Genomic DNA, 26,549 nt, shown 5'->3' on the forward strand with positions numbered 1-26,549 from the left:
GCCTGTTCTCTGCCTGATCCCAGACAACTGACTGCGGCCCGTCGATGACCTCAGAGGTTGTCTCCTGCCCCCTCACAGCCGGAAGACAGTGCATGAATATGGCATCAGGGGATGCGAGTTTCATTAGATCCAGGTTCACCTGATATGGTCTGAATACCCTGAGGCGTTCATCTGCCTCTTCCTCATAGCCCATGCTTACCCAGACATCGGTGTAGACAACATCCGCACCATCAACGGCTTCCTCAGGATCATGGAGCACCCTTATCTTTGAACCAGTTTTTCTGGAGATTTTCTCTGCCTTTGCAGTGATTTCCGGGTGGGGTTCATAGCCTGGTGGGCAGGCAACGTCCATGTCCATCCCCAGCATTGCTGTTATGAGGAGCAGTGAGTTGCAGACGTTGTTACCATCCCCCACGAATACCAGTTTACCGTTGAAGTCCCCCAGTTTCTCCCTCACAGTCTGCATGTCAGCCAGCGCCTGGCATGGGTGTTCAAGATCCGTAAGCCCATTTATAACAGGTACAGAAGACTCTGATGCCAGTTCAACCACATCTGAGTGCCTTATAGCCCTTATCATGATTCCATCAACGTATCTGCTGAGGGTCCTTGCGGTGTCTGCTATTGGCTCCCCCCTTCCAAGCTGCAGGTCTGATGCAGATAGATAGAGGGGCTGTGCACCCAGCTGGGATGCTCCAACCTCAAAGGAGACCCTGGTCCTTGTTGATGATTTCTCAAAGATCATTGCAAGGGTCCTGCCCTCAAGGACCTTCTCTGGGATTTCCCCTGCCTTGTAGTCATCTGCAAGGTCAAGGAGTGCCACCACGTCTTCCATGTCACATACAGATAGAAGATGCCTCATCTGCCCAACTCCTCAGAACCGGAGGTCCTCCATGTGCTTCACCCTCTTCTCAACAAGCTCCCTGGTACCTATATCTCTCCTGTGGTAGAGCCTTCCCTTCACGTATCCTGTGGCGTTCTCACAGAGCTCCTCTGCAGAGTATATATCCTCTGCAAGGGCCACCAGTGCAAGTGCCCTGGATGAGGAGGTGTATATGGTGCTGTTCTCCTGGTTAACCGCTGCATAGTATGTTATAACCCCCATGTCCTCGATCTTATCCTCTTCAACCCTTATTTCAGATCCTGCAACACCCTTATCAGGGTAGCCCTCGGGTACAAGGTACTTGCAGACCGTTGCAAGGTTCCTGAAGCTTGCCCCGCTGAGGTTTCCGTCCACGATTCCCTCACAGATCTCCAGCATGCTGGACTCAAGCAGTGGGAGCACATTCATTGCCTCAGGGTCTCCGAAACGTGCATTGTACTCTATGAGTTTCGGTCCGTCGGCTGTGAGCATGAACTGACCATAGAGAACTCCCTTATAGGGCCCTGCCTCACTTTTAATTGCATCGATAGTCTTCTGCATTATCTCAACTGCTTCATCATAGTCCTTCTGTGTTAGGAATGGTAGAAGTCCATCTGAGTCTGAGTATGAACCCATCCCTCCTGTTATTGGGCCCTGGTCACCCTCATATGCGTGGGGGTGGTCCTGCACAGCGGGCATTGGCACAATACGCTCGCCGTCAGAGAAGGCCTGGACAGTGAATTCCTCCCCGACGACCCTTTCCTCTATAACAACACTTGCATGGCCACCTATACGATTATCTATTACCTCGCAGGCGTATTCGATTGCCTCTGAGTTGTCCTGGAGGTGTTCACCAACTATCTTAACACCCTTTCCGCCTGTGAGTCCCACTGGCTTTACAACAGCCTCCCCCTCAAAGTTGTCCATGAATTCCCTGAGTTCATCCCTGTCATCAAAGACACGGTAGGTTATTGAGCCGGGGATACTGTAACCTTCAAAGAGTCTGCGCATGAAGGACTTGTCTGTCTCAATTCTGGCAGCCTCCCTGGTGGGCCCCACCGATGGTATACCTGCTTCCTCAAGGGCATTGACCAGCCCAGCCTCGAGGGGTGCCTCTGGTCCTATGAATGCCAGGTCAACGCCCTTACCGGATGCGAAATTGACCACCCTTTCTGTGTCAACCTCAGGAGCAACCATGAATTCACTGGCAAGCCTTGATATGCCGGGGTTCCTGTTACCCATCACAGAGTATATTGTTGCCTCATCTGCCAGTGCACTGCATATGGCATGTTCCCTTGCTCCTGTTCCCACAACAAGTATTTTCATCGGATAATCCTCCCTGAAATTGATAAACTTAAATCTCCCTATTGTTTTATATAACCTTACCACTTACCTTTATTATGTATTTATAAGAAATATGTCATTAATAATAATGATAGATTTTCAAGGTGTTTCCAATGAAAGGTGGCCAGGCAATAATCAGATCACTTCTGGATCAGGGAGCAGACACCGTATTCGGATACCCCGGTGGACAGTTACTGCCACTCTATGACATGCTCTATGATTCCGAACTCAAACACATCCTTGTAAGACATGAGCAGTGCGCAGCCCACGCCGCAGATGGATATGCAAGGGCCTCAGGCAGGGTGGGAGTCTGCATAGCAACCTCAGGGCCAGGAGCCACAAACCTTGTAACCGGCATCGCAACAGCCTACATGGACTCCTCACCAATAGTTGCAATTGCAGGTCAGGTCCCCACCCACCTCATCGGGAATGATGCCTTCCAGGAGGTGGACATGATAGGCATAACCATGCCCATCACAAAGCACAGCTTCCAGCCATCTGATGCTGCTGAAATCCCCGCAATGGTGAGGGCAAGCTTTCACATAGCAAAGACAGGTCGCCCTGGCCCCGTTGTCATAGACCTCCCAAAGGACATACAGGAACAGGAGGTCCATGACCCCCTTGATGAGCTGGACCTTCAGGGCTACAGGCCAACCCTCAGGGGCCACCCGCTCCAGATAAAGAGGGCTGCAGAGCTCATAAAGAGATCAGAAAAGCCAGTTATACTGGCGGGTGGTGGGGTGATAATATCAGGCGCCTCAAAGGAGATCATGGAGTTATCAGAACTCATAAAGGCCCCTGTGACCACCACACTCCTTGGTAAGGGTTCTTTTCCAGAGGACCATCCCTCGGCCATGGGTATGCTGGGTATGCACGGCCGCAAGGTTGCAAACCTCACAGTGGATGAGTGTGACTGCCTCATAGCAGTTGGATGCAGATTCTCAGACCGTACAACAGGTAACGTTGCAGAATTCGCCCCCAATGCCAGAATAATACACGTGGACATCGACCCTGCCGAGATAGGTAAAAACGTTGCCGTTGATGTCCCCATCGTCGGTGACGCCAGGAAAGTCCTGGGGGAACTTATAGCAAAACTCAAAAAACACGGCGAAAGGGATGATGAGTGGCTGAAGGGCGTTCAGAAATTCAGAACAGAATGCATGCCACGCATGAGTTATGACGAAGTCCCTCTGAAACCCCAGCAGGTTATAAAGGAAATAAGCCAGGCGCTGGATGATGAAACAGTTGTCACAACAGATGTTGGGCAGAACCAGATGTGGATGGCCCACTTCTACACCTCCAGGGCCCCCAGAAAATTCATATCATCCGGTGGCCTTGGGACCATGGGTTTCGGTTTTCCCGCCGCCATAGGGGCAAAGGTTGCCCTCCCGGAGAATGACGTTGTGGCTGTCTGTGGCGACGGCGGATTCCTCATGGTCTGCCAGGACCTTGCAACAATAAGGGAATACGACATACCCGTCGTGATATGTGTCATGGACAACCGCCACCTCGGTATGGTTGCCCAGTGGCAGCGCCTCTTCTATGATGAGAGGATGTCCCATACACACCTCGGTGAGGTCCCAGATTTCGTTAAACTGGCTGAATCCTTTGGAATTGAAGCTGAAAGGGTTGAAAAACCTGGTGAAACTGCTGAAGCCCTTTCAAGGGCCATAAGATCAGGTGAACCAGCCCTGCTGGATATAGTTATAGACCCAGAGGAGATACTCCCAATGGTCCCACCAGGTTGCGGTCTGACCGAAATAGTGGGGGAGTACAGGGTCGAAAGGGAGGATCCCCAGGAAATAAGATACTCTGGAGTGAAGGAGGACGGTGATTAAGGTGAAACCAGATACACACATCATCAGTGCCCTTGTTGAGCACAGACCGGGTGTCCTTCAGAGGGTTGCGGGACTCTTCACAAGGCGTGGATTCAACATCGAAAGCATCACTGTAGGGGAATCCGAAACCCCTGGAATCGCCAGGATGACCATAATAGCCAGGGGAGACGACCGTGTGCTTGAACAGATAACCAAGCAGCTCAACAAGCTGATAGACGTTATAAAGGTCCGTGACCTTGAACCATCATCCACAGTTAAGAGGGAGCTATGCATGGTTAAGGTACACGCTCCATCAGAGAAGGAGAGGTCAGAGATAATACAGTACACCAACATCTTCAGGGGGAGGATAGTGGACGTAAGCAGTGACGCCCTTACAGTTGAGGTCACAGGGGACTCAGAGAAGATAGACGCCTTCCTTGAGCTCCTGAGGGCCTTCGGAATCAAAGAACTTGCAAGGACCGGGCCAACTGCAATGTCCCGTGGGGGCAGAACCATCTGAATCCAGATGAACACAAATTTTATTTTTAATGACCCTGTTAATTAGAGGTGAGGAGGTTTTTCATGAAAATCTACTATGAAAATGACATTGACATGGAGATACTGGCAGATAAGAAGATAGCCGTGATAGGTTACGGCAGTCAGGGAGAAGCCCAGGCCAGGAACATGGCCGACAGCGGGCTGGAGGTTATAGTTGGGCTCAGAAGGGGAGGACCATCCTGGAAGAAGGCCCATGATGATGGTATGAACGTAATGACAGTTGAGGACGCCTCAAGGGAGGCCGACATCGTACACATACTCATACCCGACGAGATACAGGAGACGGTATTCGAGCAGTCCATAAAACCCTACCTCAGGGAGGGCAACACCATATCCTTCTCACATGGCTACAACATACACTATGGCTACATAAGGGCCCCTGATGGGGTGAACGTCACCATGGTGGCCCCTAAGGGTCCCGGTGCAATGGTGAGGAGAACCTACCTTGAGGGCTTCGGAATACCAGGTCTTGTGGCTGTTGAGGTGGATGCAACAGGGGACGCCCTTGAACAGGCCCTTGCCATGGCAAAGGCATGTGGACTTGCACGTGCAGGTGTCCTTGAGACCACCTTCAAGGAGGAAACAGAGACAGACCTCTTCGGTGAACAGGCCGTCCTCTGTGGTGGTGTAACAGAACTCATAAACACCGCATTCAGAACCCTTGTGAGGGCCGGGTATCAGCCAGAGATCGCCTACTTTGAGACATGCCATGAACTCAAACTGATAGTGGACCTCATCTATGAGAGGGGATTCCAGGGTATGTGGCACAATGTGAGTAACACAGCAGAGTTCGGGGGTCTTACAAGGAGAAAGAGGGTTATAACAGAGGAAACAGAGGAGGAAATGCAGAAAATACTGGAGGAGATCCAGAACGGTAAATTCGCCAAGGAGTGGACCCTTGAAAACAGGGCCGGTGCCCCGATGCTTAAAAGGATGAGGGCCCTTGAGGGAGAACTGGAAATAGAGAAGGTTGGATCAAAGCTCAGGAAACTCTGCGGCCTTGAAAAATAGACTCCGCCGATAAATCCTATATTTCTTTTAAAAGGTGATTGGCTTGGTATTTGTGGGTATGGACCATGGGACAACAGGCGTGTCCTTCACGATCCTTGGAGATGAAACCGAACACTTTAAGATAGGGAGGGAGGAACTCTCGGCGGGGAGGGTTTCCGCCCTTGAGGAGCTTGAAGGAAGGGTGTCCCCCGAAGAGATAGAACTCATGGCAATAACCTATGCAATGGGTGATGGTATAAACAGGATAAAGCCCATTGATCGTGTAAAGAACAGGGGTATCATCTCCATTGGAGGGGCCGGGAAGGTCACAGGTGGTGGGACAGCCGTTTACAGCGAAATAGAGTCCTCAGGAATACCCACTGTACTGATACCGGGCCTTCACCGCAACACCCCCTGCCTTGATGAGAGGTTCCGGGCAGCCTACTCCCACCATGCAAGTCCAGAGAAGGTGAGCATATGCTACAACGCATACCTGGAGACCGGCTGGGAGAACATGATAGTCTCCGATATAAGCTCCAACACGGTAACCATGCTCATACAGGATGGCAGGATAATCGGTGCAATGGATGCCTGTATAGGTGCCATGGGGGTTATACATGGACCCCTTGACCTTGAAATGCTCAGAAAAATAGATGATGGTGAAAAAACCGCCAACGAGTGTTTTTCACATGCAGGGGCTGTTAAGATAGCCGGCATAGATACAAGAGTTTCCCGTGCAAGGGATGAACTCCTCGATATGTACCTTGATGGAAGGAAGGAAGCTGCTCTTGCACTTGATACAATGATAATGACGATAGCCATGGAGATATGGGGACTTGCAGGCATCTCAGAGCGTGTTGATGGAATCGTTCTCACTGGATCAATGGGTGCCATGAGGGAACCCTACGACTTCCACGGAAAACTTGCTGATATGGTGAAGGAACTGGCCCCTGTGAAGAGGCTGGATGCAACCTCCAGTTCCATGGGAAGTGCGCAGATAGCGCGTGATATACACGCTGGTAAAAGAGAGATTCTTGGAATAGATGTTGATATCTAATTATTCCATTGCAATGAACGCTATCTTGGTTCCCTTAATGAACCTGATGCCCTCTTCAGTCTGAAGAACCGTGTTAAGGTAATTATCTATTGATATGAGTTTTCCCCTTGCCTCTTCATTGTTTTTGAGTGTTAGAAGAACATTCCTGTTTTTAAATTTCAGGAACTGCTTGTTAACCCTGAACTCCTTATCATCGCCTTTCATCAGAATCCCCTTAAAGATTTAGTAATCCTATAATGATTCGCCTATATATACTTCACATATCCCTCCATACTTCAGTGAAGACGCAGGGTTACTCCCAGGTTATCCTGAGGAGAACCAGAAGTGCGCCAAGCTGGCACAGGTTAACACTGAGAACAGGGAAGCCCAGTCCATGTGCCCTGAAGCCCTCCCTTGTCAGCATGAATATGATGAATATGATGTTCTGCAGGAGCAGGAGCAGGGAAAACCCTATAAGTCCGAGTGTTAAACTGGACCGGATCTTCCTGTAGCTTGAAACGTAGACCCCAAGAAGGATGAGGAGGATGAATACGTTCAGAACCCCCACTACAACCGCCAGGAATGTGAATCCAGGATCTGCCATGAAATTACGGTCAGGAACTCCCCTCATACATCAACCCCCCGCATCCTATCCAGTATGTCCTCAAATAAGTCGTAATTCTCCTCCATCACATCTGAAAGAAAGTACATCTTTCCGTACCTCTCACCTGACGATACTATGATTTTATTCTTCTCAAGAACCCCTAAGTGATGCTGAACAGTCTTATAGTCCAGGTTAAGAGCCTCTGCCAGCTGGTTGGTATTGTATGGCCTCTCATGCAGCATTCTGATTATCCTTGCACGGTTCACTCCCCCACGTGTCGCCGCAATAAGCCACCACAGGAGCCTCTTCATGGAACCACGCTTATACCTATGGGGATAACCATAGATAATTTTTTGGCACTGATCCATCCCATGATTTATGTTTGGGTGCATGAGAGTCCACACATGATTCTTAAATGGGAATTTTAAGGTTTGAGGTTAGGAATTCTGAAGCCCATAAGATCTGCACTGGTGAGTTACTTCACCCATCAGGACACGCCCCTCATCAACTGTTTGAACATGCCCTTTAATGGCTTCCAGTAGATGTGGGCATGTATCAGGGTCCCTATAACCATCAGAATTGCCAGTTCAGCATGCCAGTAGGTCACGGATGGGTTCATGGCAGTTTTTATACCAAGGCGTATGAATATGAGGAGAAGTATACCTGTAATTCCTGTCCCGGCATATCCCGCAGTCAGGAGCATGTTCCACAGCCTTCTGTACACTGAACCCCTGATGTAGCCGCTGCGCATGAGGTAAAGCGTTATGATGTATGCACCCACTATAATGAGGCTCACAGGTATTAAATGGTAATCTGTTTCATGGCCGCTGAAATCATCACTGCTACCGTCTGAAACCTCTCCACTCACGTTATGTTCAGGGGTCTGTGTCCTGTTAATTTCAGAAGTTTCTGCTGGACTGTAATCATCGCTACCACTGGATGAAGAAGCCTTCTGGTCAGATGAAGAAGCTTCCTGGTCCTCAGATGCTGCGTAATCGGTTGTGGATGCTGTCTGTGAAAGGTCACATATGCCGTCACCGTTGAGGTCCGTGAACCTGGGGCACTGTCCAGGGTAGGGGTCATTAACAAGACCATAGGAGCATGAAACGGCGCATGCCATGCCAGAAGAGGACACTGCAGCTGCGAATGGTAAAATTCCCGCCAGAAACTCAAATCCTTTCCTCATGTTCATCTACCAACCCCCAGGATCCTGTTTAAGCTGCCCTTGTAGCAGTGGAAGTGAAAAATCGTCACAACCACCAGTGCCAGGCCTGCCTCCACATGCCAGTAGAGAAGCTGTGAGTTCAGGTAAAGCCTTATACCATTCTCCAGCAGGAGAAGAAGGACGAAGCCTCCAATTCCTGATATGAGGAAGGCAGTGAGTATGATGAGGTTCCAGAGGTTCACATGAAAACTCCTTCTTATCTTGCCATTCCTGTAAAGCGTATAGGTTAAAATATAAAGCCCTATTAATGGAAGGGTGGCATTAAAGATAGTGTATTGCATTTTAAAGGTCTCCAGTTTTTTTATTGTAAAATTGGAACTTGTCTTAAAAGAAATTTTTCCGAATTCACACCCAAATCTCCACCAGATCTTCAGAGACCAGAAAAGGAAAAGAAATTCTTACAAATTCACACCCAAAACTCAACAGATCTTCAGAGGCCAGAGCGTGAATGTATGATCAAAAGGTTATTGAAGATCCCCAGCCACTACTCAAGCCATCCCCTCATTGAGTCAAGGGGCGCGGTGCAGTCAAGGGATACGGGTGTGAGGGTTGCAGTGTTTTCAGCCTTCAGGGTATGGACATCTGTTCCAGGGGCGTCTCTACCTGCAGGGTCGCCATCAATCCAGTAGTAGGGCCTCCCCCTTGGATCCAGCCTTTTCTTGATGTGGACATTGTACATCCTGTCCCCAAGTCGTGTTATGCGTATATCATTCCCTGAGGGGTGTGATGGGATGTTAAGGTTGAGGAAATCAACGCCATCAGGCAATCCCTTTCTGAGTATCCTGGATGCGACCCGTTCCGTCAGCTCAGATGCCAGTGAAAAGTCCACATCCACGTGGCCATCATGAAACTTGATGTCCCCCCTCCTCACCTGGAGTGAAACTGCAAGGGAGGGTACACCATGAACCGCCGCCTCCATTGCGGCACCTATTGTGCCTGATGTTGTGAGTTCAGATTTTCCAAGGTTTTCCCCCATGTTTATGCCGGATATTACAAGGTCAGGTTTCTCATCCATCAGCTCGAATATCCCTATTATCACAGCGTCTGTTGGTGTCCCTGAAACCGCGTAGGCCTCTGAACCGTCCCTGAGGGTGACCTCGCTAACCCTTATGGGCTCAAAGAGGGTGAGGGCATGACCTATGCCGCTCTGCTGGGTGGCTGGAGCCACTATAATGGTCTCTCCAAGGTTTTCAACAGCCTTCTTCGCCGCTAAAATCCCGGATGAGTTCACTCCGTCATCATTTGTTATGAGAATCTTCATCGGCAACCATCTCTATCCTTTTACTAGCATTTATATCAAATTTTAAGTATATCTTATAACATAGCTCTATTAAGTCTAACCCCGGAGGGTGGAGGAATTGAAGAAGCAGAAACTCGTGGATTTCATCGCCAAAGTCATGGAGGATTCTGGTTTCAAGGTTTACAAGGATTTCAGAACCTCCCAGCACATAGTGGACATATATGGTATTCTCCCCACCACCCTCGGGGATATAGGGGTTGTCGTAGCCTGTAAGAACTATGATGAAAACTGGAAGGTTGGCATGGACGTTTTAAAGGAAATGGAAATGGCTGCAAAGACCCTGAAGGCCTCCAAGGTCGTGATTGTTACAACATCCGATTTCTCATCCCAGGCCAGAAACTATGCTGTTAAGAGGAACATGAAGTTGATAGACAGGAATGGTCTCATAAAGATTGCTGAGGAGTTTTCAAAGAAAATTCAGGTCCCTGAAGAAGAGGAAGAGGATGAATACTACGAGGAGGAGGTTGAAGTATACGGGCCCCCCTCAACCATATTTCATACAGGGCATGCAGGGTCCCAGAGGGGACTTCTATCAAGGAGGGAAAGGCGCCAGCCCCTTACCCCCATTATAAGGGGTCTCCTGCAGAACACCATCATACTCATAATAACCGTTGTGGCGGTGTCCTTCCTGATTGCAACCATACTGCAGATAGCTGCGGGCCTGGGGACAAGCATCACGGGTATCGTGAAGATAATGATTGCCGCCGCCCTCTCCTATGGTATACCCTATCTTGTTGAGGAGGACGGTGCTGTTATAATGATAAAGGGGACAATAGTGTTCTTCAGTTCACTTCTACTCCTTGTCATACTGATACTGATCTAAGCACCTGACGATATGTGGCCTTCTCCCCACATTGAATTATAAATTAATTATAAAATTAACTTACTGACCCAAAGCACCGGAGGATATAAAAAAATAAATGGTTATCTTCTTGAGATAACCAGCCCCGCACCAAGGATAAACATCCCTGCCACGAGTAATCCTGCGGATGCACCAGTCTCCTGCATGGGAACCATTTCTGCGCCTGTTACCTGAGACTCTGGTTCTCCAGACGATTCATTGACGTTAATGGTTGCAGTATCCTGGTCATTGCTGGCATTTATATCAGGCAGATCACCTGAGACGGTTGCAGTGAACTGTGCTGTTCCAGCTGCCACGGCCCTCTGGTGTACAACGAGTTTATAGACTGCGCCGGCTGGTAGGGTCCCAATGAGCCACACGCTGGTTGATGGATTGTATGATGGGTCATTGTAGATCCATGTGGCCCCATTGTCCCAGGATACCTCATGTTCAAGGTATTCAAAGGGATAACTGCTGCTCCTTGTGATGGTGACCTTAACTCCAGTTGCGGCGGATGGTAACTTGTTTGTGACTGCCACTCCCTCAAAAACCTCATCTCCAACAGAGGTGCTGTCTATAATGTTTTCATCAAGATCAAGGTATTCTGCATCCACTGCAAGATCCATGATCTGTACATTGTCTTCTGTTTCCTGGGCACTCACAGTCCCCAGTGCCATGAATAGCAACGCAAGGACAAAAAATCTGTGCATTCTCACCCCCCCTTCCTGTCAGCATCGACAAATAAAAGAAATTCGACACTCTTATAGAACTATCTTTTTCATTAATGATAAATGTTCTGAAAGGCTTTCAAGGGGCACATTTCATTAATGATAAATGTTCTGAAAAAGCAGAGAGACTCGTGGAATTGCTGTGTTCATGAAATAAATCCAGTGGGCCGGACGAGATTCGAACTCGTGACCACCTCGGTGTGAGCGAGGTATCATACCCCTAGACCACCGGCCCCCATGGGGATCCGTCAATAATCAGATGGGCCGGACGAGATTCGAACTCGTGACCACCTCGTTGTAAGCGAGGTATCATACCCCTAGACCACCGGCCCTCAGTGTGACTTTAAATTCTTACCCTATATAAAGTTTTCCGGTTAGGGGGTAATATATAAACCTTGGAGTATAACTAAGGTAGTGAATATCATTCTGAGGTTATTCTCATGTCATGCGAAGCCAGTGGAAAGATATGGTTTAACGGTGAAATGGTTGATTGGAAAGAAGCCACGGTACATGTCCTTTCACATGTTGTGCACTATGGATCCGCAGTATTTGAGGGAATAAGGTGCTACAGGAACAAAAATGGATCCGCCATTTTCCGTTTGCGGGAGCATGTAAGGAGGCTCTTTGATTCTGCCAAGATATACAGGATGGAGATCCCCTACACCCAGGAGCAGATATGCGATGCAATAATTGAGACCGTCAGGGAGAACCAGCTCGATGAGTGCTACATAAGGCCAGTTGTCTACAGGGGGTACGGAGAGATGGGCGTTCACCCGGTTAACTGCCCTGTCGAGGTTGCCATAGCTGCCTGGGAATGGGGGGCCTACCTGGGGGCAGAGGCCCTGGAGGTGGGTGTTGACGTGGGTGTTTCAACCTGGCGAAGGATGGCCCCAAACACCATGCCAAACCTTGCAAAGGCCGGTGGAAACTACCTTAACTCCCAGCTGGCCAAGATGGAGGCTGTTAGACATGGTTATGACGAGGCAATAATGCTGGACTACCATGGCTATGTCAGTGAGGGCAGCGGGGAGAACATATTCATCGTAACTGATGGTGAACTGCAGACCCCACCTGTCTCCTCATCCCTCCTTAAGGGTATAACAAGGGACTCTGTGATGAAGATAGCCAGGGCCGAGGGCGTCCCTGTCCATGAAGAACCTATTACAAGGGAGATGCTTTACCTTGCAGATGAAATCTTCTTCACAGGTACAGCCGCAGAGATAACCCCTGTAAGGTCCGTTGATGGTATAGAGATAGGTTCAGGTCGGAGGGGGCCTGTGACAGAGATGCTGCAGAATGAGTTCTTCAGGATAATCAGGGCCGAATCAGAAGACAGCTTCGGATGGTTAACCTACCTATAATCTTTCAGCATTATAAGTGAAAACTTTGAAGTTATAAGTTAAAAGTTATAAGTGATTTCCATGGATGTTCTTCAGGCGATAATAATCGGAATTGTTCAGGGCCTCACAGAGTTCCTCCCAATAAGCAGCTCAGGCCACCTTGTGCTTGTACCTGAAATAATGGGTGTTAAATCCAGCCTTGCATTTGACACGGTACTCCATGTGGGAACCCTGGTGGCTGTTGTCACCTACTTCTGGAGTGACATAGTCCACATGATAAGGTCATTCATCTCAAGTCTTACAGATATTCCCGGAGGCAACTTCAGGGAGGGTATAGAGGAGGACCCATTTAAGAGGCTGGCCTGGATGGTTATCATAGGTACCATCCCCGCCGGGCTTGCAGGTGTATTATTCAAGGACTTCTTCGAATCCCTATTCAATAGCATAACAGCCGTTGGATTTTTCCTCATAGTAACTGGTCTTCTCCTGTGGGGTTCGGAGAGGATCAGCGCCAGGATAAAGGAAAAACTTCCTGTTGAAAAACTGGGTGTAAGGGATTCACTCATAATAGGGGGTGCCCAGGCACTGGCAATAGCCCCCGGCATATCCCGTTCCGGTGCAACCATATCTGCAGGCCTCTTCCTTGGATTTGAAAGGGAGCTTGCAGCAAGGTACAGCTTCATTCTATCCATACCCGCCATACTTGGGGCTGCCCTCATCCAGGTCAAGGATATCAGTGCAGGTATGGACCTCCTGGGTGCCAGTATGATTGCGGGTTTCATTGCATCTGCGGTATCAGGTTACATTGCAATAAAGTTCCTGCTGAAGCTCATAAGGGAAAGGGATCTCTACGTTTTCGCCTACTACTGCTTTGCACTGGGTCTCCTGATCCTCGGGGTGTCACTCCTCTGATTAGCTCACATCTTCATTTTTTCGTAAAATTACAGACACCCCAATTCAGTTCCACATGTACATTAAAGTCACGGCTGCGCCAAGCCTTATAAGGCACTCCCCGGAATACAGAACACGCTCCGCATGTACATTAAAGTCACGGCTTACTCCTGATCCAGGGTTTCAGATCTACCTAAAGTCACAGCTCCACAGAGGCAACATGGCTGTGGAAATAGGTCCATGAAACCTGTCTCTCTGTGAATATATAGACCCACCAGGTGCTCCAGAAAACCTCAATAATGGCCGCCATTGCGAATATTATGGTTATCAGGGCTATCAGAAACAGGAGCCTTTCTTTTATGGCGCCTATCAGTGGTTCTGCGGATCCTCTTGATATGGACTCCAGTATCGAACCAATAAAAACCCTGGCGGCCTGCAGTGAGAATAGACATCCCATAACCTCAAGGTGGAGGTGCACCGTACCTCCATAGATCAGAAACCCCCTGAAACCCCACATGTATACGAGATTATGGAGGAGTGCCCCGGATAGAACAATTACCTTCAAAACCTGAATGGTGGTTGCCAGTGTGAATATGAAAACCAGTACCTGGGTGATGTTTGATATGAATATCCAGAAAGCCGTTGCGCCCAGATAATCAATGAACTGTTCCCTGAAGCCGGGGAAGGATGAAAAATGGACCACCATATTCCCGTTGAGGAACCCATATGGTGGTGGCATGCCAGAAGCGTCCAGAAAAAAACCGGAAATATAAAGGAGCATGGCTACCATGAGGATGGCTGGGCCTGGTATGATGCCCTCAAGACCCTCCCTGCTCATGGCCAGCAGAATATCACCCCTTAATCAGAGTATTGTGTTGCAGAGTTCCTCAACCCTCCTCCTTATGCTCTCAACGGGTATCCCGTGAAGAAGTGCCAGCATCATTGCGCCCCCGGCACCCACACCCTCCTTGACCGAACCATTGAGGTACTCGTGAAGACCCCTGTGGGATGCCCTCTCAAAGCCAGGGTCAACTGCGTAGATATCGATTTCACCTATCTGTTCGACGATCCTTTTTATATCCGATGTTTCATCCTCTGCAACGAATATGGTTGTTGCAATTGCTGTGCCTGAAAAGTCAAATTCAGGATCAATTGCCTTCATGAGGGCGCACACCGCGGTCATCTGGGTCCCCCCTGCAAGTGTTACAGGGACACTGCTTCCCATACACATACCTGCAACTGCCGGTATCATTGGGTCACCGACTGCGGCAACAGCCCTGAATGGTTCTTCACTGCAATCACCCTTCTTAAGACCTGCATTCCTGAGTCCCTCCATTACAACATCCCTCTTGAGATTGTGGGGATTTTCAGGGAGACTTGCACTGACCCTGAAATCAGCATCATAGCCAAGGGCCGTCAGGACCCCCAGGGCGGTTGTTGTACCGGCTGGTGTGCTTTCACCAACCACGAGGTGCTCTGTGAGTTCTGAGAGTGTCCTGCCAGCCATGAAACCCCTCTCATATATTCTCTCAGGGTTATCCACAGCCCTCCCTGTTCTTATATCCCCTCCATGCCCTGAGTTGATGTTTATATAGGGCACATCAGGTTTCACCGAGGCCCCTGCATCCGCAACCATGAAGGGTACCTCAGCCAGTTCAAGGGAGGCCTTTGTTATAACCGCAGGTGTTGGTGCAGATTCACCCTCCACAATTGTCTGGGGTATCTCAGGAAGACACCTCGGAGCGTCATGTACAATGAGCTCGACATCCGCTGCAGGTGTGTACTCAGTAAGGTCTGGTCCGGCCCCGGCCCCTGTTATACCTGGAATCCTTGATGTTTCGGTTGTTGCAACTGCACATATGAAGAGGGACTTCCTGTCGAGAACCCCCTCCAGGTGATCACCTGATCCATAAATCCTAAGTCCATCAAACATTTCCATTCACCTTTTCACCGATACAATAGTTATAACCGTGAATAAATAAAGTAGTTACAGTTCTGGTGGACCTTAAGCACCTCAACCGGTGGTGATCAATAAAATGTTGTGTCTCGGTATAGAGGGAACCGCAGAGAAGACAGGTGTTGGTATCGTTGATGACAGTGGGAGGGTGCTCTCGATAAGGGGCAGGCCACTAATACCTGAGAGGGGAGGCATACATCCCAGGGAGGCAGCTGAACACCACGCCCGGTGGATACCGGTTCTTGTAGGGGAAGCGCTGGAGGATGCCAGGGTGGATCTGGATGAAATAGGACTCATATCCTTCTCCAGGGGCCCTGGTCTGGGGCCAGCCCTCAGAACAGTGGCAACAGCGGCAAGAACCCTTGCAATTTCACTTAAAATACCAATAGTGGGTGTGAATCATTGTATAGGTCATATAGAGATAGGGAGGCTCACAACAGGTGCAGCAGACCCTCTTTCGCTCTATGTGAGTGGTGGGAATACCCAGGTCATAGCCTTCAACCAGGGAAGGTACAGGGTGTTCGGTGAAACCCTTGATATCGCGGTGGGAAACATGCTGGACCAGTTTGCAAGGGAGGCCGGCCTTGGCCACCCCGGCGGTCCCGTTATTGAGGGACTTGCATCTGAGGCATCAGATTACGTGGAGCTTCCCTACAGTGTCAAGGGGATGGACATCTCATTCTCAGGGCTTTTAACGGCGGCAATCAGGAAACTGGAGGCTGGTGAAAAACTTGAGAACCTGGCGTACAGTCTGCAGGAGACAGCCTTCTCCATGCTAGTTGAGGTCAGTGAACGTGCTCTTGCCTACACAGAAAAGGGGGAGGTCCTCCTCTGCGGAGGGGTTGCCGTTAACAGAAGGCTCCGTGAAATGATGGAGACCATGTGCAGGGAGCACGGTGTGGACTTCCATATGCCGCCACCTGAATACTGTGGCGACAATGGGGCCATGATAGCCTGGCTCGGGCACCTTGTCCACAAACATCAGGGACCCCAGATGATAGATGAAACATCTGTTGTGCAGCGCTACAGGACAGATGAGGTGGATGTACCCTGGATGCGCGAGTCAGAACACCCCGTTCATCTTCCCGGCAACCTCAGGGCCAGGGGGGCCGAAGCCAATATTTACAGCGGTGAGTGGATGGGAAGACCGTGTATTGTTAAGGAAAGAATATCGAAGGGTTACAGGATCCCTGAAATCGACCGTAAACTCAGATCATCCAGGACAAGGAGGGAGGCCCGCCTCATCAACCAGGCAAAGAGCGCCGGGGTACGGACACCCATACTCTTTGACGTGGATACAGAAAAGGGAACCATCATCATGGAGGAGATTGAGGGTACAAGGTTCAGGGACGCTGTTGAAAATAAGGAACTCTGTTCAAGAATCGGTGAGGCTGCTGGAAAACTGCACCGTGCGGGTATAATACATGGAGACCTCACAGGGTCCAACATAATCCTCAGGGGGGATGAGGTGGTCCTCATAGACTTCGGTCTGGGCATGTTCTCAGATGAAATCGAGGACATGGGGGTGGATCTCCTTGTGCTGAAAAAATCCCTGAAGAGCACAAACTACCAGGTTGCCTCTGGCTGTTTCAGGAGTGTGCTTGAGGGTTACGGGAGGTTCACAGACGCTGATATATCATCAAAGATAGACGAAATAGAGGCAAGGGGTAGATACACAACCAGGGACAGGGATGGGTGAATCTTAGAAAATGAGAGAAAACCTGAAGGTGGTTCACAGTGAAGGTAACATTTATAACAGGCAATAAACACAAATTATCTGAGGCAGAAAAGATCTTCCATGATACCGGAATAGAACTTGAGCACGCTGATCTGGGCTACCCTGAACTTCAGGGAACCCTTGAGGAGGTGGCCCGGTACGGTGCAGAGCATGCGGCCAGGATCATGGGCGGTCCTGTTATTGTAGAGGACGCGGGACTATTTATAAGGGCCCTCAAATGGTTTCCAGGACCCTATTCTGCCTATGTACAGGATACCATTGGAAACAGAGGTATCTTAAAGCTCATGGAAAATGTTGAAGACCGCTACGCTGAGTTCAGGTCGGCTGTTGGGTTCTGCACCCCCAGCTCCGAACCCGAGGTTTTTCTGGGCGTGGTGAAAGGACGTATAGGTACTGAGGAGCGTGGAAGCAGGGGGTTCGCATTTGACCCCCTGTTTTATCCTGAAGGTATGGATAGGAGCTTTGGAGAACTCAGTACCCTTGAAAAGAACAGGTTTTCGCACAGGAGCAGGGCCCTTAGGAAATTTGCAAAGTGGTATACTGAAAATTATGAGGTGATTTAATGGCTCTAAAACCTGAATGGGTTGAATACTCAAACGAAGAAATCGAGGATCTCATAGTAAAGCTATACAGGGAGGGTAACTCCACAAGCAGGATAGGAATCATATTGAGGGACCAGCACGGCATACCAAGCGTTAAGGCCGTGACCGGACTCAAAATAACCCAGATACTGGAAAATCATGGTGTGAAGCCTGAATACCCTGAGGATCTCATGAACCTCATAAGAAAGGCTGTCAACATAAGGGACCACCTCAAGGAGCACCCCAAGGACCTCCACACAAGGAGGGGTCTGCAGATTGTTGAATCAAAGATAAGGCGCCTTGTGAAGTACTATGTGAGAGAAGGTGTCCTGCCTGAAGGATGGAGATATGACCCACAGAAAGCAGCCCTACTCGTTAAGTAAACTCCCTGACTCAATCTTAAAGAGGGGTTCGGAGGCCTCAAAGCTCCTTGAGGAGCACCTGGAGAAGGGGAGCATAATAAGGGTCATATCCCATAACGATGCCGACGGCCTGTCGGCTGCAGGAGTTGTTGCACGGGCCATTTCATCAAGAAATGGTCAGTTCCACATCTCCATCCTTTCAAGACTCAGGAAGGAGTTCATAAAAAAACTTGGAAGGGAGAAGTACTCCCTCTTCTTTTTCTGTGACATGGGGAGCGCACACCTTGAGGAGATATCAAGGCTCAAGGCCGACATCATAGTGGCCGACCATCACCAGCCCTCTGAATTTGAGGCCGACTCCAACGTTGTGCACGTGAATCCCCACCTGCATGGCCTTGATGGAAGCAGGGACCTCAGCGCCTCCGGGGCAGCCTACCTGGCAACCAGGAACATCAGCAGAAATACGGGGCAGCTGGCCCTGGTTGGGGCCCTGGGGGATATGCAGTACAGTGGCGGCTTCACCGGTGCAAACCGTTTCATAATGGATGAGGCGATTGAAGCAGGGGTCCTGCAGGTTCACAGCGACCTTAAACTGGCATCCAGATACACCGAGCCCCTCTACCGTTCCATTGCATACACATTCAATCCCCCTCTCCCCGGATTAACAGGGGACATTGATGCTTCAAGGGGTTTTCTTGAGCGTATAGGAGTCTCCTATGGGATAAAATACGCTGACCTCTCACCCGAGGAAAGGGACATCCTCAGGGATGAACTTTCAAGGATAAATCCAGAGATATTTGGCGAGGTTTTCACTTCAAGGGAGTTTCAGCCAGCCATGGGCGACCTATCGGATTTTGCAGGGATTCTTGATGCCTGTGGAAAGAACCGTAAATACGGCATTGGAATAGGTCTATGCCTTGGTGAGGGTGAAGGGGCCCTTGAAGTGGGCCTTGAACTCCAGAAAAACTACCGTGAAGAGCTCATAAGGGGCCTTGCATGGATCAGGAGGGAGGGTTCAACTGTAATGGAAAATATACAGTACATTTACAGTGAGGACAGGGTCCTCAAGGGGATAATGGGGACCATAGCAAGCATATCACTCTCCCTGAAGCTGCTGAATCCTGATATTCCACTCCTTGGTCTTTCAAGGATGGACCAGCATGTGAAGGTATCTGCAAGGACGACCAGGCCGGCTGTTGAGAGGGGTGTTAATCTGGGGGCTGCCCTCAGGGATGCTGCATCCAGTTTTGGGGGTACAGGCGGCGGGCATGATATAGCAGCAGGTGCCATGATACCCTACAGGGATATGGAAAGTTTCCTCCGGCTGGTGGATGAAATAACCGGTTCACAGATTAAATCTTGAGTGCTGCCATGGGTGTTGATTATGTACCTTGATGGAATTGAAGAGAAGATGTATGACGGCGAATTCGGTGAAACCATCCAGAAGAGTATGGAGATACTGGTGGCGCTGGGTGACATCTATGGTGCTGAGAGGATGGTTGACATATCATCCGCCCAGATCTCAGGTGTTTCCTACAAGACCATAGGGGACGCCGGCCTTGAATACCTGGAGGACCTCAGTGAGGGTGGTGCCAGGGTCAGGGTTCAGAGTACACTTAACCCTGCAGGCATGGACCTAAAGAGATGGAGGGAGATGGGTTTTTCAGAGGAATTCGCCAGTAGACAGCTCAGAATAGTGGAAGCCTACTCATCAATGGATGTTATGAACACCTGCACCTGCACCCCCTACCTCATAGGGAACGTGCCCCTCAGAGGGTCCCATATTGCATGGTCAGAGTCATCTGCGGTGTCCTATGCAAATTCGGTTCTCGGTGCCAGGACCAATCGGGAGGGCGGCCCGGGGGCCCTTGCAGCTGCAATATGTGGAAGGACGCCTGAATACGGTTACCACCTTGATGAAAACAGGAAAGCCACCCTCCTGGTTGATGTGGAATGTGACCTCTCAGGTGCAGACTACGGTGCCCTCGGTTACATTGCAGGCCGTATTGCAGGGGAGGGTGTCCCGTACTTCAAACTAAGGGGTTTACCAGCGCCCGAGGATCTGAAGGCCCTTGGAGCCGCCATGGCCTCATCAGGTGCGGTTGCACTCTACCATGTTGATGGTATAACACCCGAGTACAGGGATGCGTCCATGGAGGAGGTGGATGATAGGATCAGGGTGGATGCTGATGACATATCAGAGGCCAGGGAGGAACTTTCCACGACATCTGATAACCCTGATTTAATCTGCCTTGGATGTCCACACTGCTCCCTTGATGAGATAAGAAGGATAGCATCCTTTGTGGGTAAGAAGGGCGCTGGCTGTGATCTCTGGGTATGCACATCTGCAGCCATAAAAAGTGCCGCGGACCGTATGGGCTACACAGATGTGATAGAGGCTGCAGGTGGTATGGTTGTATCCGACACCTGCATGGTGGTGGCTCCTGTGGAGGAACTGGGCTATGAGGTCCTTGGTGTTGACTCTGCAAAGGCAGCCAACTATGTCCCGGGTATGTGTGGCCTTGATGCGGTCTATGATGACTGGATGAATCTCCTTAAATTGTAAACTGCATGGAATAATCAACGACCCGGCACTTTAACTCTCTATTTTTCTGATGGCACTTCCAAGCTGAAGCCCGATGGATGAAATGTTTTCAAGGCTTATTCTGTTATAGGGTTTCACACTGTAACTTGCAAGGTTCAGTATACCGATTATTTTCCCTGAAAACCGGATTGGAATCATCAGGATTGTCCTTATATTATTCTTGCGTATTGAATCGTGGATCATGCGGTATTCGGGGGATTCGGCAGTTATATATATTACCCTCTCATCCTCAATTGATCTGCTGAAGAGGTCTGTGAACACCCCTGCCATGCACATCCGGCTGAGGGTTTCGGGCAGGTTCCTCTGGACCCTGAGTTTGAGTTCCTTCTCCTCCTCCATGAGGTAGATGCATCCCATTTCGAATTCAAGGGTATCTATAACCGCTTCAATTGATTTTTCAAGTATCATGTTCTCTTCCTGATCGCTGTTTATAATCTCAGATACCCTGTTCATTGCCAGGAGTGTCCTTATAAATTCCTCATTCTCCCTTCTGAGCCTTTCAAGTTCAATGTACTCTGATACCTCATCGGCAAACATTTCCACGATTTCAAGTGCCCTGGAGGATATGGAGTCATCGGGTACCTCAATTATCATGGCCCCCCTTGCCATTTCCTCTGTTATGAGGGGAACCGATAACATGAGGCCCTTATCAGAGCTCCATGAGACGGTTTCAAGTGTTTCGATGCTTCTGTATATGAAATAATCGAATTCTTCAAGTTTAGTTGATGATGGTTGGTCATAGACCCTGTTTAAACCGGATGCATCTTTCAAAACCACTGAGATCTGTTTGACATCCAGAACTTCTGCCAGTTCTTCCCTTGCAGATTCAAGAAATTCCTCGAGGCTATCCGAGGATGTTCTGAGCCTTGTTATTGTGAGGAGGACTTCGAGTTCATTCTTTGAAAATGATGAGCTTGCCATGTCCTTTGCAATGATCACCCAGAAGTTATTTACAGGGCTGATGGAAAGGCTGTAACTTCTTCTTATACCATCCCTTCCCTTGAGATCCGCCTGTATTTTACCAGGGGCGTGCATTCTGCTTTCAAGGAGTATTATGCTTTCCCTGTCCATGATATCCTCAAGGTTTCTGGCACCAGGAAACGTTCTCCTGAATGATTCATTGGAGACAACTATGTCAAGGAGTGTGTTTACAGTGAAAACAAGCTTATCAGGGTCATCTATTTTTCTTTCAAGTTCCAGGAGCCTCAGAAGTGTCTGGTGAATCTCTGAGGCATTCTTTATGATCTCCAAGTCCCTTGAGGTGTCATCCCGGTACTCCACTGACTTCACATCTGCATCCTTTGATGGCATCCAGAGTTTACTTCTCCCCACCATCCTGTAGGTCACAAGGCCCCTGGCCTCCAGGATGTGGAGGTATTTGAGTACGGTGGCCCTGCTACGGTTTATTCCCCTGGTTATCTTATCAAGCATGCACTCCTCTGGAGGGTTTGATTCAAGGTATGACATTATCAGCTTCTCTGTTTCAGAAAGGTTCTCCAAGAACTCACCCCATTTACCTATGGTATAACCATGAATTATAATTTTATAGAAAAATTTAAATATAAGTTTTTTATACTTTATTGTATAGTTATACTATAATGTTGAGGTGGTTGTATGGATTACCGTAGGATCGCGGGTGAACTCAGGGAACTCCTGCAGATGGAGGGCAGCCCTGTGGCTGTCAAACTTGTTAGGGCAGATGAAAAAACAGCGGGACCCAGGCTTGAAAAAAGGAGGCACTGTGAATTCATACAGGAGGCCAGATTAAATGGGGTGAAGGGCCATGCTACAGCAGAGGAACACCTCTGTAAGGGTGGTGCCGCTGCAATGGGACTCTGCAGCCTTCCAGCCCCCGTTGCAGATGGGAGCATGTACCACAAACTCGGGAACTACAGCACCCCTGAAGCGGCCCATGAAACCGTGAAGGCGGTGCCCATGCTCGCTGAGGAATATTATGCGTCAGAGTACGCTCCACTAGAAGATGCGGACTTTGAACCCGACGTGGTTGTCCTGATACTCAAACCTGCCCAGGCACTGAGACTGAGCCAGGCATACCTCCATGAGAGGGGTGGCAGAATCACAGGGGACTACTCAGGCATACAGTCACTCTGCGCAGATGCAGTGGCTGCAGTCATCCAGAGGGGCCTTCCAAACATTACAATGGGATGCAACGGGTCAAGAAATTATGCTGGAATAAAGCCAGAGGAACTCGCAGTTGGAGTCCCTGCAGAGGAACTTGAGGGAATAGTGGATGCCCTCAGAAAATTCAGGGAGAAATGGGGGTAAACATGAGGATCAACCTCAGAGGAATAAACAGGCACGCTGCAGCCATAATCACAGACAACATCCTGAAGAATGGCCAGGAAAACCTCCAGTTAATACTCAGGGAGAACTATGAAGAGATTGAAAAGGTTGCGGCCAGGCACGGCATGAATTATTCTGTTAAAAAAGGAGCTGATGGAGTGGTGGTTGATATTTCACGTGGAGAGATTGAAGAGGTGGACGTCACCGGTGAAACCTGTCCAGGACCGCTTATAATCGTGGGTGAAAAACTATCATCAATGAAGCCAGGGATGAGGGTAAGGATAAAATCCGCAAATCAGGACGTTATCGATGACCTCGCGGTTTCAGCCCCTGAAATGAATGCCAGGGTCATGGAAAAATCAGAAAACCACCTTGTACTTGAAAAAATAGAAAAAACTGAAAAAAAGGAATTCGCGGGTAGAGACAGGGTGCTTGTTGTTCAGAGCAATGGAACCGGTAACGCCGAGAGGGCCTACGCCACATTCATATTCTCAAAGGCGGCCCTCAGTATGGGCAAGGACGTCACTGTGTTCCTTCTGATGGATGGTGTGAGCCTCGCCAGGAGGGGTGCGGCAGCGAAGGTTAAACACCCTGCCTTCCCGGCCCTCAATGAGCTCATGGAGGAAGTGATTGGAATGGGTGCTAAAGTCTATGTCTGCGAAATGAGCGCCCAGTTCAGGGGGCTCAGTGAGGAAAACATAACAGAAGGGTGTAAAATCGCCGGGGCCGCGACATTCATAACACTCCTGAGCGACCCCAGGTATGCCGTCGTGAACTTCTAGAGGTGATATGATGTATCAGGTTATTGTATTCGCACTGCTACTTGCAGGGATCCCATCAGGTTTCATAACATTCCGTATAATGGGGATGAGAATGGCGCCCCACTTCGGGGCTCTCATCCTTGCAATCATTGCAACAGGACTGAACCTTGTGATGGGTGGTGGGAATCTGATGTACCTGGCTGTGGCCCTCCAGATTCTGGCTGGTATATCAGCCTACACCCAGTTTTTACCAGTCCTCAGGGATAACTTCCAGACCGCTCCCCTATACGCATGCCATCTGACCACCGTAACCACAGCGGCTGTGCTTGCAGCTGCATCAGTCCTTGCATAACCTTTCAGTCCCCTTAATTTCTATTTTTATTTTCCCATCTGAGTCCTGAAGTTAACTCTATTTTTACCATCTTTCTCTGGCATGCGCATGAGCATCCGAGGCCATGATTAAATCATTAAATAAATTGATCACCAGATAGAAGACCATGGCAAGGTACATAGAGCACCCACTGATAAAGCCAGGGACAGTTGAGGCAAGGACCTACCAGCAGTTACTGGCAGCAGACATCCTAAGGAAAGGCAACTCAATGATAGTGGCCCCCACGGCCCTTGGGAAAACCATTGTTGCCGTGCTGGTGGCTGCAGAGAGACTGCAGAAATACAGGGGATCCAGGGTACTAATTCTATCACCCAGCAAACCACTGGCCATACAGCATGAGGAGAGCTTCAGGGAGTTCCTCCTCGCACCATGCACATCACTCACAGGAAGCATAAACCCCGAGGAAAGGGTGAGGCGCTGGAATGAATCCAGGGTCATATCCGCAACACCCCAGACAATAGAATCAGACGTCCTCGCCGGAAGATACGACCTCAGTGACGTTTCGCTCCTGGTCTTTGATGAGTGCCACCGTGCCGTTGGATCCTACTCCTACGTCTTCCTTGCATCCAGTTACATGCAGACCGCAAAAAACCCCCTTATACTGGGATTGACAGCCTCTCCAGGTGCAGATGAGGACAAAATAAAAAGCGTCTGCAGTAACCTCTTCCTCAACGAGGTGGTTGTGAAGACAGAAAAAGACCCGGACGTCAGGCCCTACCTGAAACCCATAAAAATAGAATGGGTCAGGGTTAAGATGAAACCTGAACTTGAGGAGATAAGGGAACTCCTGAAGAAGGTTTTAAAGACAAGGCTTAAGATGCTCAAGAACCTGGGGGTTATAGAGAGTGTGGGTGTGGGTAAAAGGGACCTCCTGAAGGCCAGGGGCCGTGTTCAGAACAGGATTGCCCGCTCATCAAACCCCCCAAAATCCTGCTACAGGGCCATATCACTAATAGCGGCCTCAATAAATGTTGAACACGCCCTTGAACTCCTTGAAACCCAGGGGATCCATCCACTCCTTAGATACCTCACCAGATTTAAAAAGAAGAACACAAGGGCTGCCAGGAGCCTCCTTATGGACCCGGACTTCACAAGGGCCATGTACCTCACCAGAAAGGCCTCTGTTTCAGGGATTGAACACCCAAAACTTGACAGGCTCATTGAAATACTCAGAAAGGAACTTGAAGTGGGAGACTCAAGAATAATAGTTTTTACCCAGTTCCGTGACACCCTTGAAGAGATATACCAGCGCTGTGTGCGTGAGGGTATAAACGCCGTTAAATTTTATGGTCAGAACAGCAGAAGCGGTGAAAAGGACCTTACTCAGAAACAGCAACGGGACATAATCAGGTCATTCAGGATGGGGAACCACGATGTCCTCCTATCAACCAGCGTGGCAGAGGAGGGGATAGATATACCCTCAGTTGATCTGGTGGTCATGTACGAGCCTGTCCCATCAGAGATAAGGATGATACAGAGGAGGGGAAGGACAGGGAGAAGAAGATCAGGGAGAATGGTGGTCCTCATGACTGAGAAAACCCGGGACGAGGCCTACTATTACTCAAGTATCAGGAAGGAAAAAACCATGAAGGAAAGCCTCAGGGGGGGTTCCATGAAAATTGAACTGACACCCCTTGAGTTTCCTGAAACTGATGGTGAAAGGCCATTCATCTACGTGGATTCACGTGAGGTTAACTCAAGGGTTCTCCGGGAGCTAAGGAGGATCGGTGTGGACTTTGAACTCAGAAAACTTTCGGTGGGTGATTATCAGGTCAGCGATGACACTGTGATTGAAAGAAAAACCACCCAGGATTTCCTGGGGTCAATTATGGATAAGAGGCTTTACAGGCAGGCCAGGGAGATGGTGGAAAACTTCAAGCGACCCGTGATGATAATAGAGGGTGAGGACCTCTACTCGGGCTTCATGAACCCCGATGCTGTGAGGGGGGCCCTTGCATCAGTTGCGGTGGACTTTGGAATACCCATAATACCCACAAGGTCCCCTGCAGATACGGCTGCAATGATAAGGAGGATAGCCCTTAGGGAACAGAGGGAGGGAAAACCTGACATGCGTATCAGGACAGATAAGAAACCCGTCACCCTCCAGGAAAAGCAGCTGTTCATTGTGGAATCACTTCCATACATTGGATCCAAGTATGCCAGAAGGCTCCTTGAAAGTTTCGGTTCAGTTGAAGCGATTATGAACGCATCAGAGAAGGAGCTCATGGAAGTGGAGGGAATCGGTAAAAGGATAGCATCCGAAATCAGGAAGGTTATTGAAGCAGAATTCAAGGATTCAGAAAAAATTAGAGGGTGA

General features: G+C 49.4%; 28 protein-coding genes and 2 tRNA genes. 16 read left to right on the forward strand and 14 right to left on the reverse strand.

Going from position 1 to position 26,549, the window contains the following annotated elements:
* Together argF and purD are read right to left on the reverse strand one after the other, a co-directional pair.
* Window positions 1-859, reverse strand: an 859-nt coding sequence (argF, locus tag L5462_RS01545; RefSeq protein ID WP_237779083.1) for an ornithine carbamoyltransferase, incomplete at its 3' end; no start/stop codon positions are given.
* Between the two features lie 12 nt (window positions 860-871).
* Window positions 872-2,185, reverse strand: a complete 1,314-nt coding sequence (gene purD, locus L5462_RS01550) for a phosphoribosylamine--glycine ligase (protein ID WP_237779084.1) — start codon at window positions 2,183-2,185, stop codon at window positions 872-874.
* Window positions 2,186-2,316: 131 nt separating this feature from the next.
* Here purD and L5462_RS01555 point away from each other — a divergent pair, with 131 nt between their 5' ends.
* The 4 genes from L5462_RS01555 to L5462_RS01570 all read left to right on the forward strand — a co-directional run bounded on the left by L5462_RS01555 (window position 2,317) and on the right by L5462_RS01570 (window position 6,625).
* Window positions 2,317-4,041, forward strand: a complete 1,725-nt coding sequence (locus L5462_RS01555) for an acetolactate synthase large subunit (protein WP_237779085.1) — start codon at window positions 2,317-2,319, stop codon at window positions 4,039-4,041.
* Complete coding sequence (ilvN, locus tag L5462_RS01560; RefSeq protein WP_370636997.1) at window positions 4,034-4,540, forward strand: acetolactate synthase small subunit; 507 nt, start codon at window positions 4,034-4,036, stop codon at window positions 4,538-4,540. Before L5462_RS01555 ends, ilvN begins: the two co-directional genes overlap by 8 nt.
* 62 nt (window positions 4,541-4,602) lie before the next feature.
* Window positions 4,603-5,589, forward strand: a complete 987-nt coding sequence (ilvC, locus tag L5462_RS01565; RefSeq protein ID WP_237779087.1) for a ketol-acid reductoisomerase — start codon at window positions 4,603-4,605, stop codon at window positions 5,587-5,589.
* Between the two features lie 43 nt (window positions 5,590-5,632).
* Window positions 5,633-6,625, forward strand: a complete 993-nt coding sequence (locus tag L5462_RS01570; protein WP_237779088.1) for a methanogenesis marker 12 protein — start codon at window positions 5,633-5,635, stop codon at window positions 6,623-6,625.
* Here L5462_RS01570 and L5462_RS01575 read toward each other — a convergent pair whose 3' ends face one another.
* The 6 genes from L5462_RS01575 to surE all read right to left on the reverse strand — a co-directional run bounded on the left by L5462_RS01575 (window position 6,626) and on the right by surE (window position 9,694).
* The gene (locus L5462_RS01575; RefSeq protein WP_237779089.1) at window positions 6,626-6,829 is read right to left on the reverse strand and encodes an LSM domain-containing protein; all 204 of its coding nucleotides are present in this window, start codon (window positions 6,827-6,829) and stop codon (window positions 6,626-6,628) included. It abuts the gene before it with no gap.
* A gap of 88 nt (window positions 6,830-6,917) precedes the next feature.
* On the reverse strand, window positions 6,918-7,235 hold the full coding sequence (locus L5462_RS01580; RefSeq protein ID WP_237779090.1) for a hypothetical protein: 318 nt from the start codon (window positions 7,233-7,235) through the stop codon (window positions 6,918-6,920).
* The gene (locus L5462_RS01585) at window positions 7,232-7,519 is read right to left on the reverse strand and encodes a winged helix-turn-helix domain-containing protein (RefSeq protein ID WP_237779091.1); all 288 of its coding nucleotides are present in this window, start codon (window positions 7,517-7,519) and stop codon (window positions 7,232-7,234) included. The genes L5462_RS01580 and L5462_RS01585 overlap by 4 nt, the downstream gene beginning before the upstream one ends.
* 176 nt (window positions 7,520-7,695) lie before the next feature.
* Window positions 7,696-8,400 carry a hypothetical protein gene (locus tag L5462_RS01590; RefSeq protein ID WP_237779092.1) on the reverse strand — a complete coding sequence of 235 codons (705 nt, stop codon included), beginning with the start codon at window positions 8,398-8,400 and terminating at the stop codon, window positions 7,696-7,698.
* The gene (locus tag L5462_RS01595; RefSeq protein ID WP_237779093.1) at window positions 8,397-8,615 is read right to left on the reverse strand and encodes a hypothetical protein; all 219 of its coding nucleotides are present in this window, start codon (window positions 8,613-8,615) and stop codon (window positions 8,397-8,399) included. The genes L5462_RS01590 and L5462_RS01595 overlap by 4 nt, the downstream gene beginning before the upstream one ends.
* Window positions 8,616-8,917: 302 nt before the next feature.
* Entirely contained in the window at window positions 8,918-9,694 is a 777-nt protein-coding gene (surE, locus tag L5462_RS01600) for a 5'/3'-nucleotidase SurE (RefSeq protein ID WP_237779094.1), read from the reverse strand.
* 88 nt (window positions 9,695-9,782) lie between these two features.
* Between surE and L5462_RS01605 the strand changes: the two genes are divergently transcribed.
* Window positions 9,783-10,556: a restriction endonuclease gene (locus L5462_RS01605; protein WP_370636998.1), complete on the forward strand. Its 774-nt coding sequence runs from the start codon at window positions 9,783-9,785 to the stop codon at window positions 10,554-10,556.
* Window positions 10,557-10,657: 101 nt separating this feature from the next.
* On the opposite strand, the gene L5462_RS01610 is transcribed toward L5462_RS01605, so the two are convergent.
* The 3 genes from L5462_RS01610 to L5462_RS01620 all read right to left on the reverse strand — a co-directional run bounded on the left by L5462_RS01610 (window position 10,658) and on the right by L5462_RS01620 (window position 11,634).
* Window positions 10,658-11,284: a DUF11 domain-containing protein gene (locus L5462_RS01610; protein WP_237779096.1), complete on the reverse strand. Its 627-nt coding sequence runs from the start codon at window positions 11,282-11,284 to the stop codon at window positions 10,658-10,660.
* 181 nt (window positions 11,285-11,465) lie between these two features.
* A tRNA-Val gene (locus L5462_RS01615) sits at window positions 11,466-11,537 on the reverse strand.
* Between the two features lie 25 nt (window positions 11,538-11,562).
* Window positions 11,563-11,634 (reverse strand) — tRNA-Val (locus L5462_RS01620).
* 108 nt (window positions 11,635-11,742) lie between these two features.
* Between L5462_RS01620 and ilvE the strand changes: the two genes are divergently transcribed.
* A complete protein-coding gene (ilvE, locus tag L5462_RS01625; protein ID WP_237779097.1) occupies window positions 11,743-12,663 on the forward strand; it encodes a branched-chain-amino-acid transaminase in 921 nt (306 codons plus the stop codon).
* A gap of 60 nt (window positions 12,664-12,723) precedes the next feature.
* Window positions 12,724-13,554, forward strand: coding sequence for an undecaprenyl-diphosphatase UppP (gene uppP, locus L5462_RS01630; RefSeq protein ID WP_237779098.1), 831 nt, complete (start codon window positions 12,724-12,726; stop codon window positions 13,552-13,554).
* Between the two features lie 178 nt (window positions 13,555-13,732).
* On the opposite strand, the gene L5462_RS01635 is transcribed toward uppP, so the two are convergent.
* On the reverse strand, window positions 13,733-14,371 hold the full coding sequence (locus L5462_RS01635) for a hypothetical protein (protein WP_237779099.1): 639 nt from the start codon (window positions 14,369-14,371) through the stop codon (window positions 13,733-13,735).
* A gap of 24 nt (window positions 14,372-14,395) precedes the next feature.
* The gene (gene cobT, locus L5462_RS01640) at window positions 14,396-15,466 is read right to left on the reverse strand and encodes a nicotinate mononucleotide-dependent phosphoribosyltransferase CobT (RefSeq protein WP_237779100.1); all 1,071 of its coding nucleotides are present in this window, start codon (window positions 15,464-15,466) and stop codon (window positions 14,396-14,398) included.
* A gap of 103 nt (window positions 15,467-15,569) precedes the next feature.
* On the opposite strand from cobT, the gene L5462_RS01645 reads away from it, so the two are divergent.
* The 5 genes from L5462_RS01645 to L5462_RS01665 are packed head-to-tail and all read left to right on the forward strand — an operon-like array spanning window position 15,570 to window position 20,737.
* Window positions 15,570-17,189 (forward strand): bifunctional N(6)-L-threonylcarbamoyladenine synthase/serine/threonine protein kinase, encoded by a 1,620-nt coding sequence (locus L5462_RS01645; protein WP_237779101.1) that lies wholly within the window; start codon window positions 15,570-15,572, stop codon window positions 17,187-17,189.
* Window positions 17,190-17,227: 38 nt separating this feature from the next.
* A complete protein-coding gene (locus L5462_RS01650) occupies window positions 17,228-17,791 on the forward strand; it encodes an XTP/dITP diphosphatase (protein ID WP_237779102.1) in 564 nt (187 codons plus the stop codon).
* A complete protein-coding gene (locus tag L5462_RS01655; RefSeq protein ID WP_237779103.1) occupies window positions 17,791-18,192 on the forward strand; it encodes a 30S ribosomal protein S15 in 402 nt (133 codons plus the stop codon). The genes L5462_RS01650 and L5462_RS01655 overlap by 1 nt, the downstream gene beginning before the upstream one ends.
* On the forward strand, window positions 18,158-19,534 hold the full coding sequence (locus L5462_RS01660; protein WP_237779104.1) for a DHH family phosphoesterase: 1,377 nt from the start codon (window positions 18,158-18,160) through the stop codon (window positions 19,532-19,534). Before L5462_RS01655 ends, L5462_RS01660 begins: the two co-directional genes overlap by 35 nt.
* A 21-nt stretch (window positions 19,535-19,555) precedes the next feature.
* Window positions 19,556-20,737, forward strand: a complete 1,182-nt coding sequence (locus L5462_RS01665) for an aconitase X catalytic domain-containing protein (protein ID WP_255772342.1) — start codon at window positions 19,556-19,558, stop codon at window positions 20,735-20,737.
* 30 nt (window positions 20,738-20,767) lie between these two features.
* Here the strand turns inward: L5462_RS01665 and L5462_RS01670 are convergent, their stop codons facing one another.
* On the reverse strand, window positions 20,768-22,276 hold the full coding sequence (locus tag L5462_RS01670; protein WP_237779105.1) for a GAF domain-containing protein: 1,509 nt from the start codon (window positions 22,274-22,276) through the stop codon (window positions 20,768-20,770).
* A gap of 114 nt (window positions 22,277-22,390) precedes the next feature.
* Between L5462_RS01670 and L5462_RS01675 the strand changes: the two genes are divergently transcribed.
* The 4 genes from L5462_RS01675 (at window position 22,391) to L5462_RS01690 (ending at window position 26,549) form a co-directional block, all read left to right on the forward strand.
* A complete protein-coding gene (locus L5462_RS01675; protein WP_237779106.1) occupies window positions 22,391-23,062 on the forward strand; it encodes a DUF169 domain-containing protein in 672 nt (223 codons plus the stop codon).
* Between the two features lie 2 nt (window positions 23,063-23,064).
* Entirely contained in the window at window positions 23,065-23,862 is a 798-nt protein-coding gene (locus tag L5462_RS01680) for a DsrE family protein (RefSeq protein WP_237779107.1), read from the forward strand.
* A 10-nt stretch (window positions 23,863-23,872) separates the two neighbouring features.
* Window positions 23,873-24,193, forward strand: coding sequence for a DUF5400 family protein (locus tag L5462_RS01685; RefSeq protein ID WP_237779108.1), 321 nt, complete (start codon window positions 23,873-23,875; stop codon window positions 24,191-24,193).
* A gap of 145 nt (window positions 24,194-24,338) precedes the next feature.
* Window positions 24,339-26,549: a DEAD/DEAH box helicase gene (locus L5462_RS01690; RefSeq protein WP_237779109.1), complete on the forward strand. Its 2,211-nt coding sequence runs from the start codon at window positions 24,339-24,341 to the stop codon at window positions 26,547-26,549.

The sequence above is a fragment of the Methanothermobacter sp. K4 genome (assembly GCF_022014235.1).
GTDB lineage: Archaea > Methanobacteriota > Methanobacteria > Methanobacteriales > Methanothermobacteraceae > Methanothermobacter.

Excerpts from the sequence above, each read along its gene's own strand:
- purD (WP_237779084.1), bottom strand. The coding sequence starts at position 2,185 with ATGAAAATACTTGTTGTGGGAACAGGAGCAAGGGAACATGCCATATGC.
- L5462_RS01555 (WP_237779085.1), top strand. The coding sequence starts at position 2,317 with ATGAAAGGTGGCCAGGCAATAATCAGATCACTTCTGGATCAGGGAGCA.
- ilvC (WP_237779087.1), top strand. The coding sequence starts at position 4,603 with ATGAAAATCTACTATGAAAATGACATTGACATGGAGATACTGGCAGAT.
- L5462_RS01575 (WP_237779089.1), bottom strand. The coding sequence starts at position 6,829 with ATGAAAGGCGATGATAAGGAGTTCAGGGTTAACAAGCAGTTCCTGAAA.
- L5462_RS01580 (WP_237779090.1), bottom strand. The coding sequence starts at position 7,235 with ATGAGGGGAGTTCCTGACCGTAATTTCATGGCAGATCCTGGATTCACA.
- L5462_RS01585 (WP_237779091.1), bottom strand. The coding sequence starts at position 7,519 with ATGAAGAGGCTCCTGTGGTGGCTTATTGCGGCGACACGTGGGGGAGTG.
- L5462_RS01590 (WP_237779092.1), bottom strand. The coding sequence starts at position 8,400 with ATGAACATGAGGAAAGGATTTGAGTTTCTGGCGGGAATTTTACCATTC.
- surE (WP_237779094.1), bottom strand. The coding sequence starts at position 9,694 with ATGAAGATTCTCATAACAAATGATGACGGAGTGAACTCATCCGGGATT.
- L5462_RS01610 (WP_237779096.1), bottom strand. The coding sequence starts at position 11,284 with ATGCACAGATTTTTTGTCCTTGCGTTGCTATTCATGGCACTGGGGACT.
- ilvE (WP_237779097.1), top strand. The coding sequence starts at position 11,743 with ATGTCATGCGAAGCCAGTGGAAAGATATGGTTTAACGGTGAAATGGTT.
- uppP (WP_237779098.1), top strand. The coding sequence starts at position 12,724 with ATGGATGTTCTTCAGGCGATAATAATCGGAATTGTTCAGGGCCTCACA.
- L5462_RS01635 (WP_237779099.1), bottom strand. The coding sequence starts at position 14,371 with ATGAGCAGGGAGGGTCTTGAGGGCATCATACCAGGCCCAGCCATCCTC.
- cobT (WP_237779100.1), bottom strand. The coding sequence starts at position 15,466 with ATGTTTGATGGACTTAGGATTTATGGATCAGGTGATCACCTGGAGGGG.
- L5462_RS01645 (WP_237779101.1), top strand. The coding sequence starts at position 15,570 with ATGTTGTGTCTCGGTATAGAGGGAACCGCAGAGAAGACAGGTGTTGGT.
- L5462_RS01655 (WP_237779103.1), top strand. The coding sequence starts at position 17,791 with ATGGCTCTAAAACCTGAATGGGTTGAATACTCAAACGAAGAAATCGAG.
- L5462_RS01660 (WP_237779104.1), top strand. The coding sequence starts at position 18,158 with ATGACCCACAGAAAGCAGCCCTACTCGTTAAGTAAACTCCCTGACTCA.
- L5462_RS01665 (WP_255772342.1), top strand. The coding sequence starts at position 19,556 with ATGTACCTTGATGGAATTGAAGAGAAGATGTATGACGGCGAATTCGGT.
- L5462_RS01675 (WP_237779106.1), top strand. The coding sequence starts at position 22,391 with ATGGATTACCGTAGGATCGCGGGTGAACTCAGGGAACTCCTGCAGATG.
- L5462_RS01680 (WP_237779107.1), top strand. The coding sequence starts at position 23,065 with ATGAGGATCAACCTCAGAGGAATAAACAGGCACGCTGCAGCCATAATC.
- L5462_RS01685 (WP_237779108.1), top strand. The coding sequence starts at position 23,873 with ATGTATCAGGTTATTGTATTCGCACTGCTACTTGCAGGGATCCCATCA.
- L5462_RS01690 (WP_237779109.1), top strand. The coding sequence starts at position 24,339 with ATGGCAAGGTACATAGAGCACCCACTGATAAAGCCAGGGACAGTTGAG.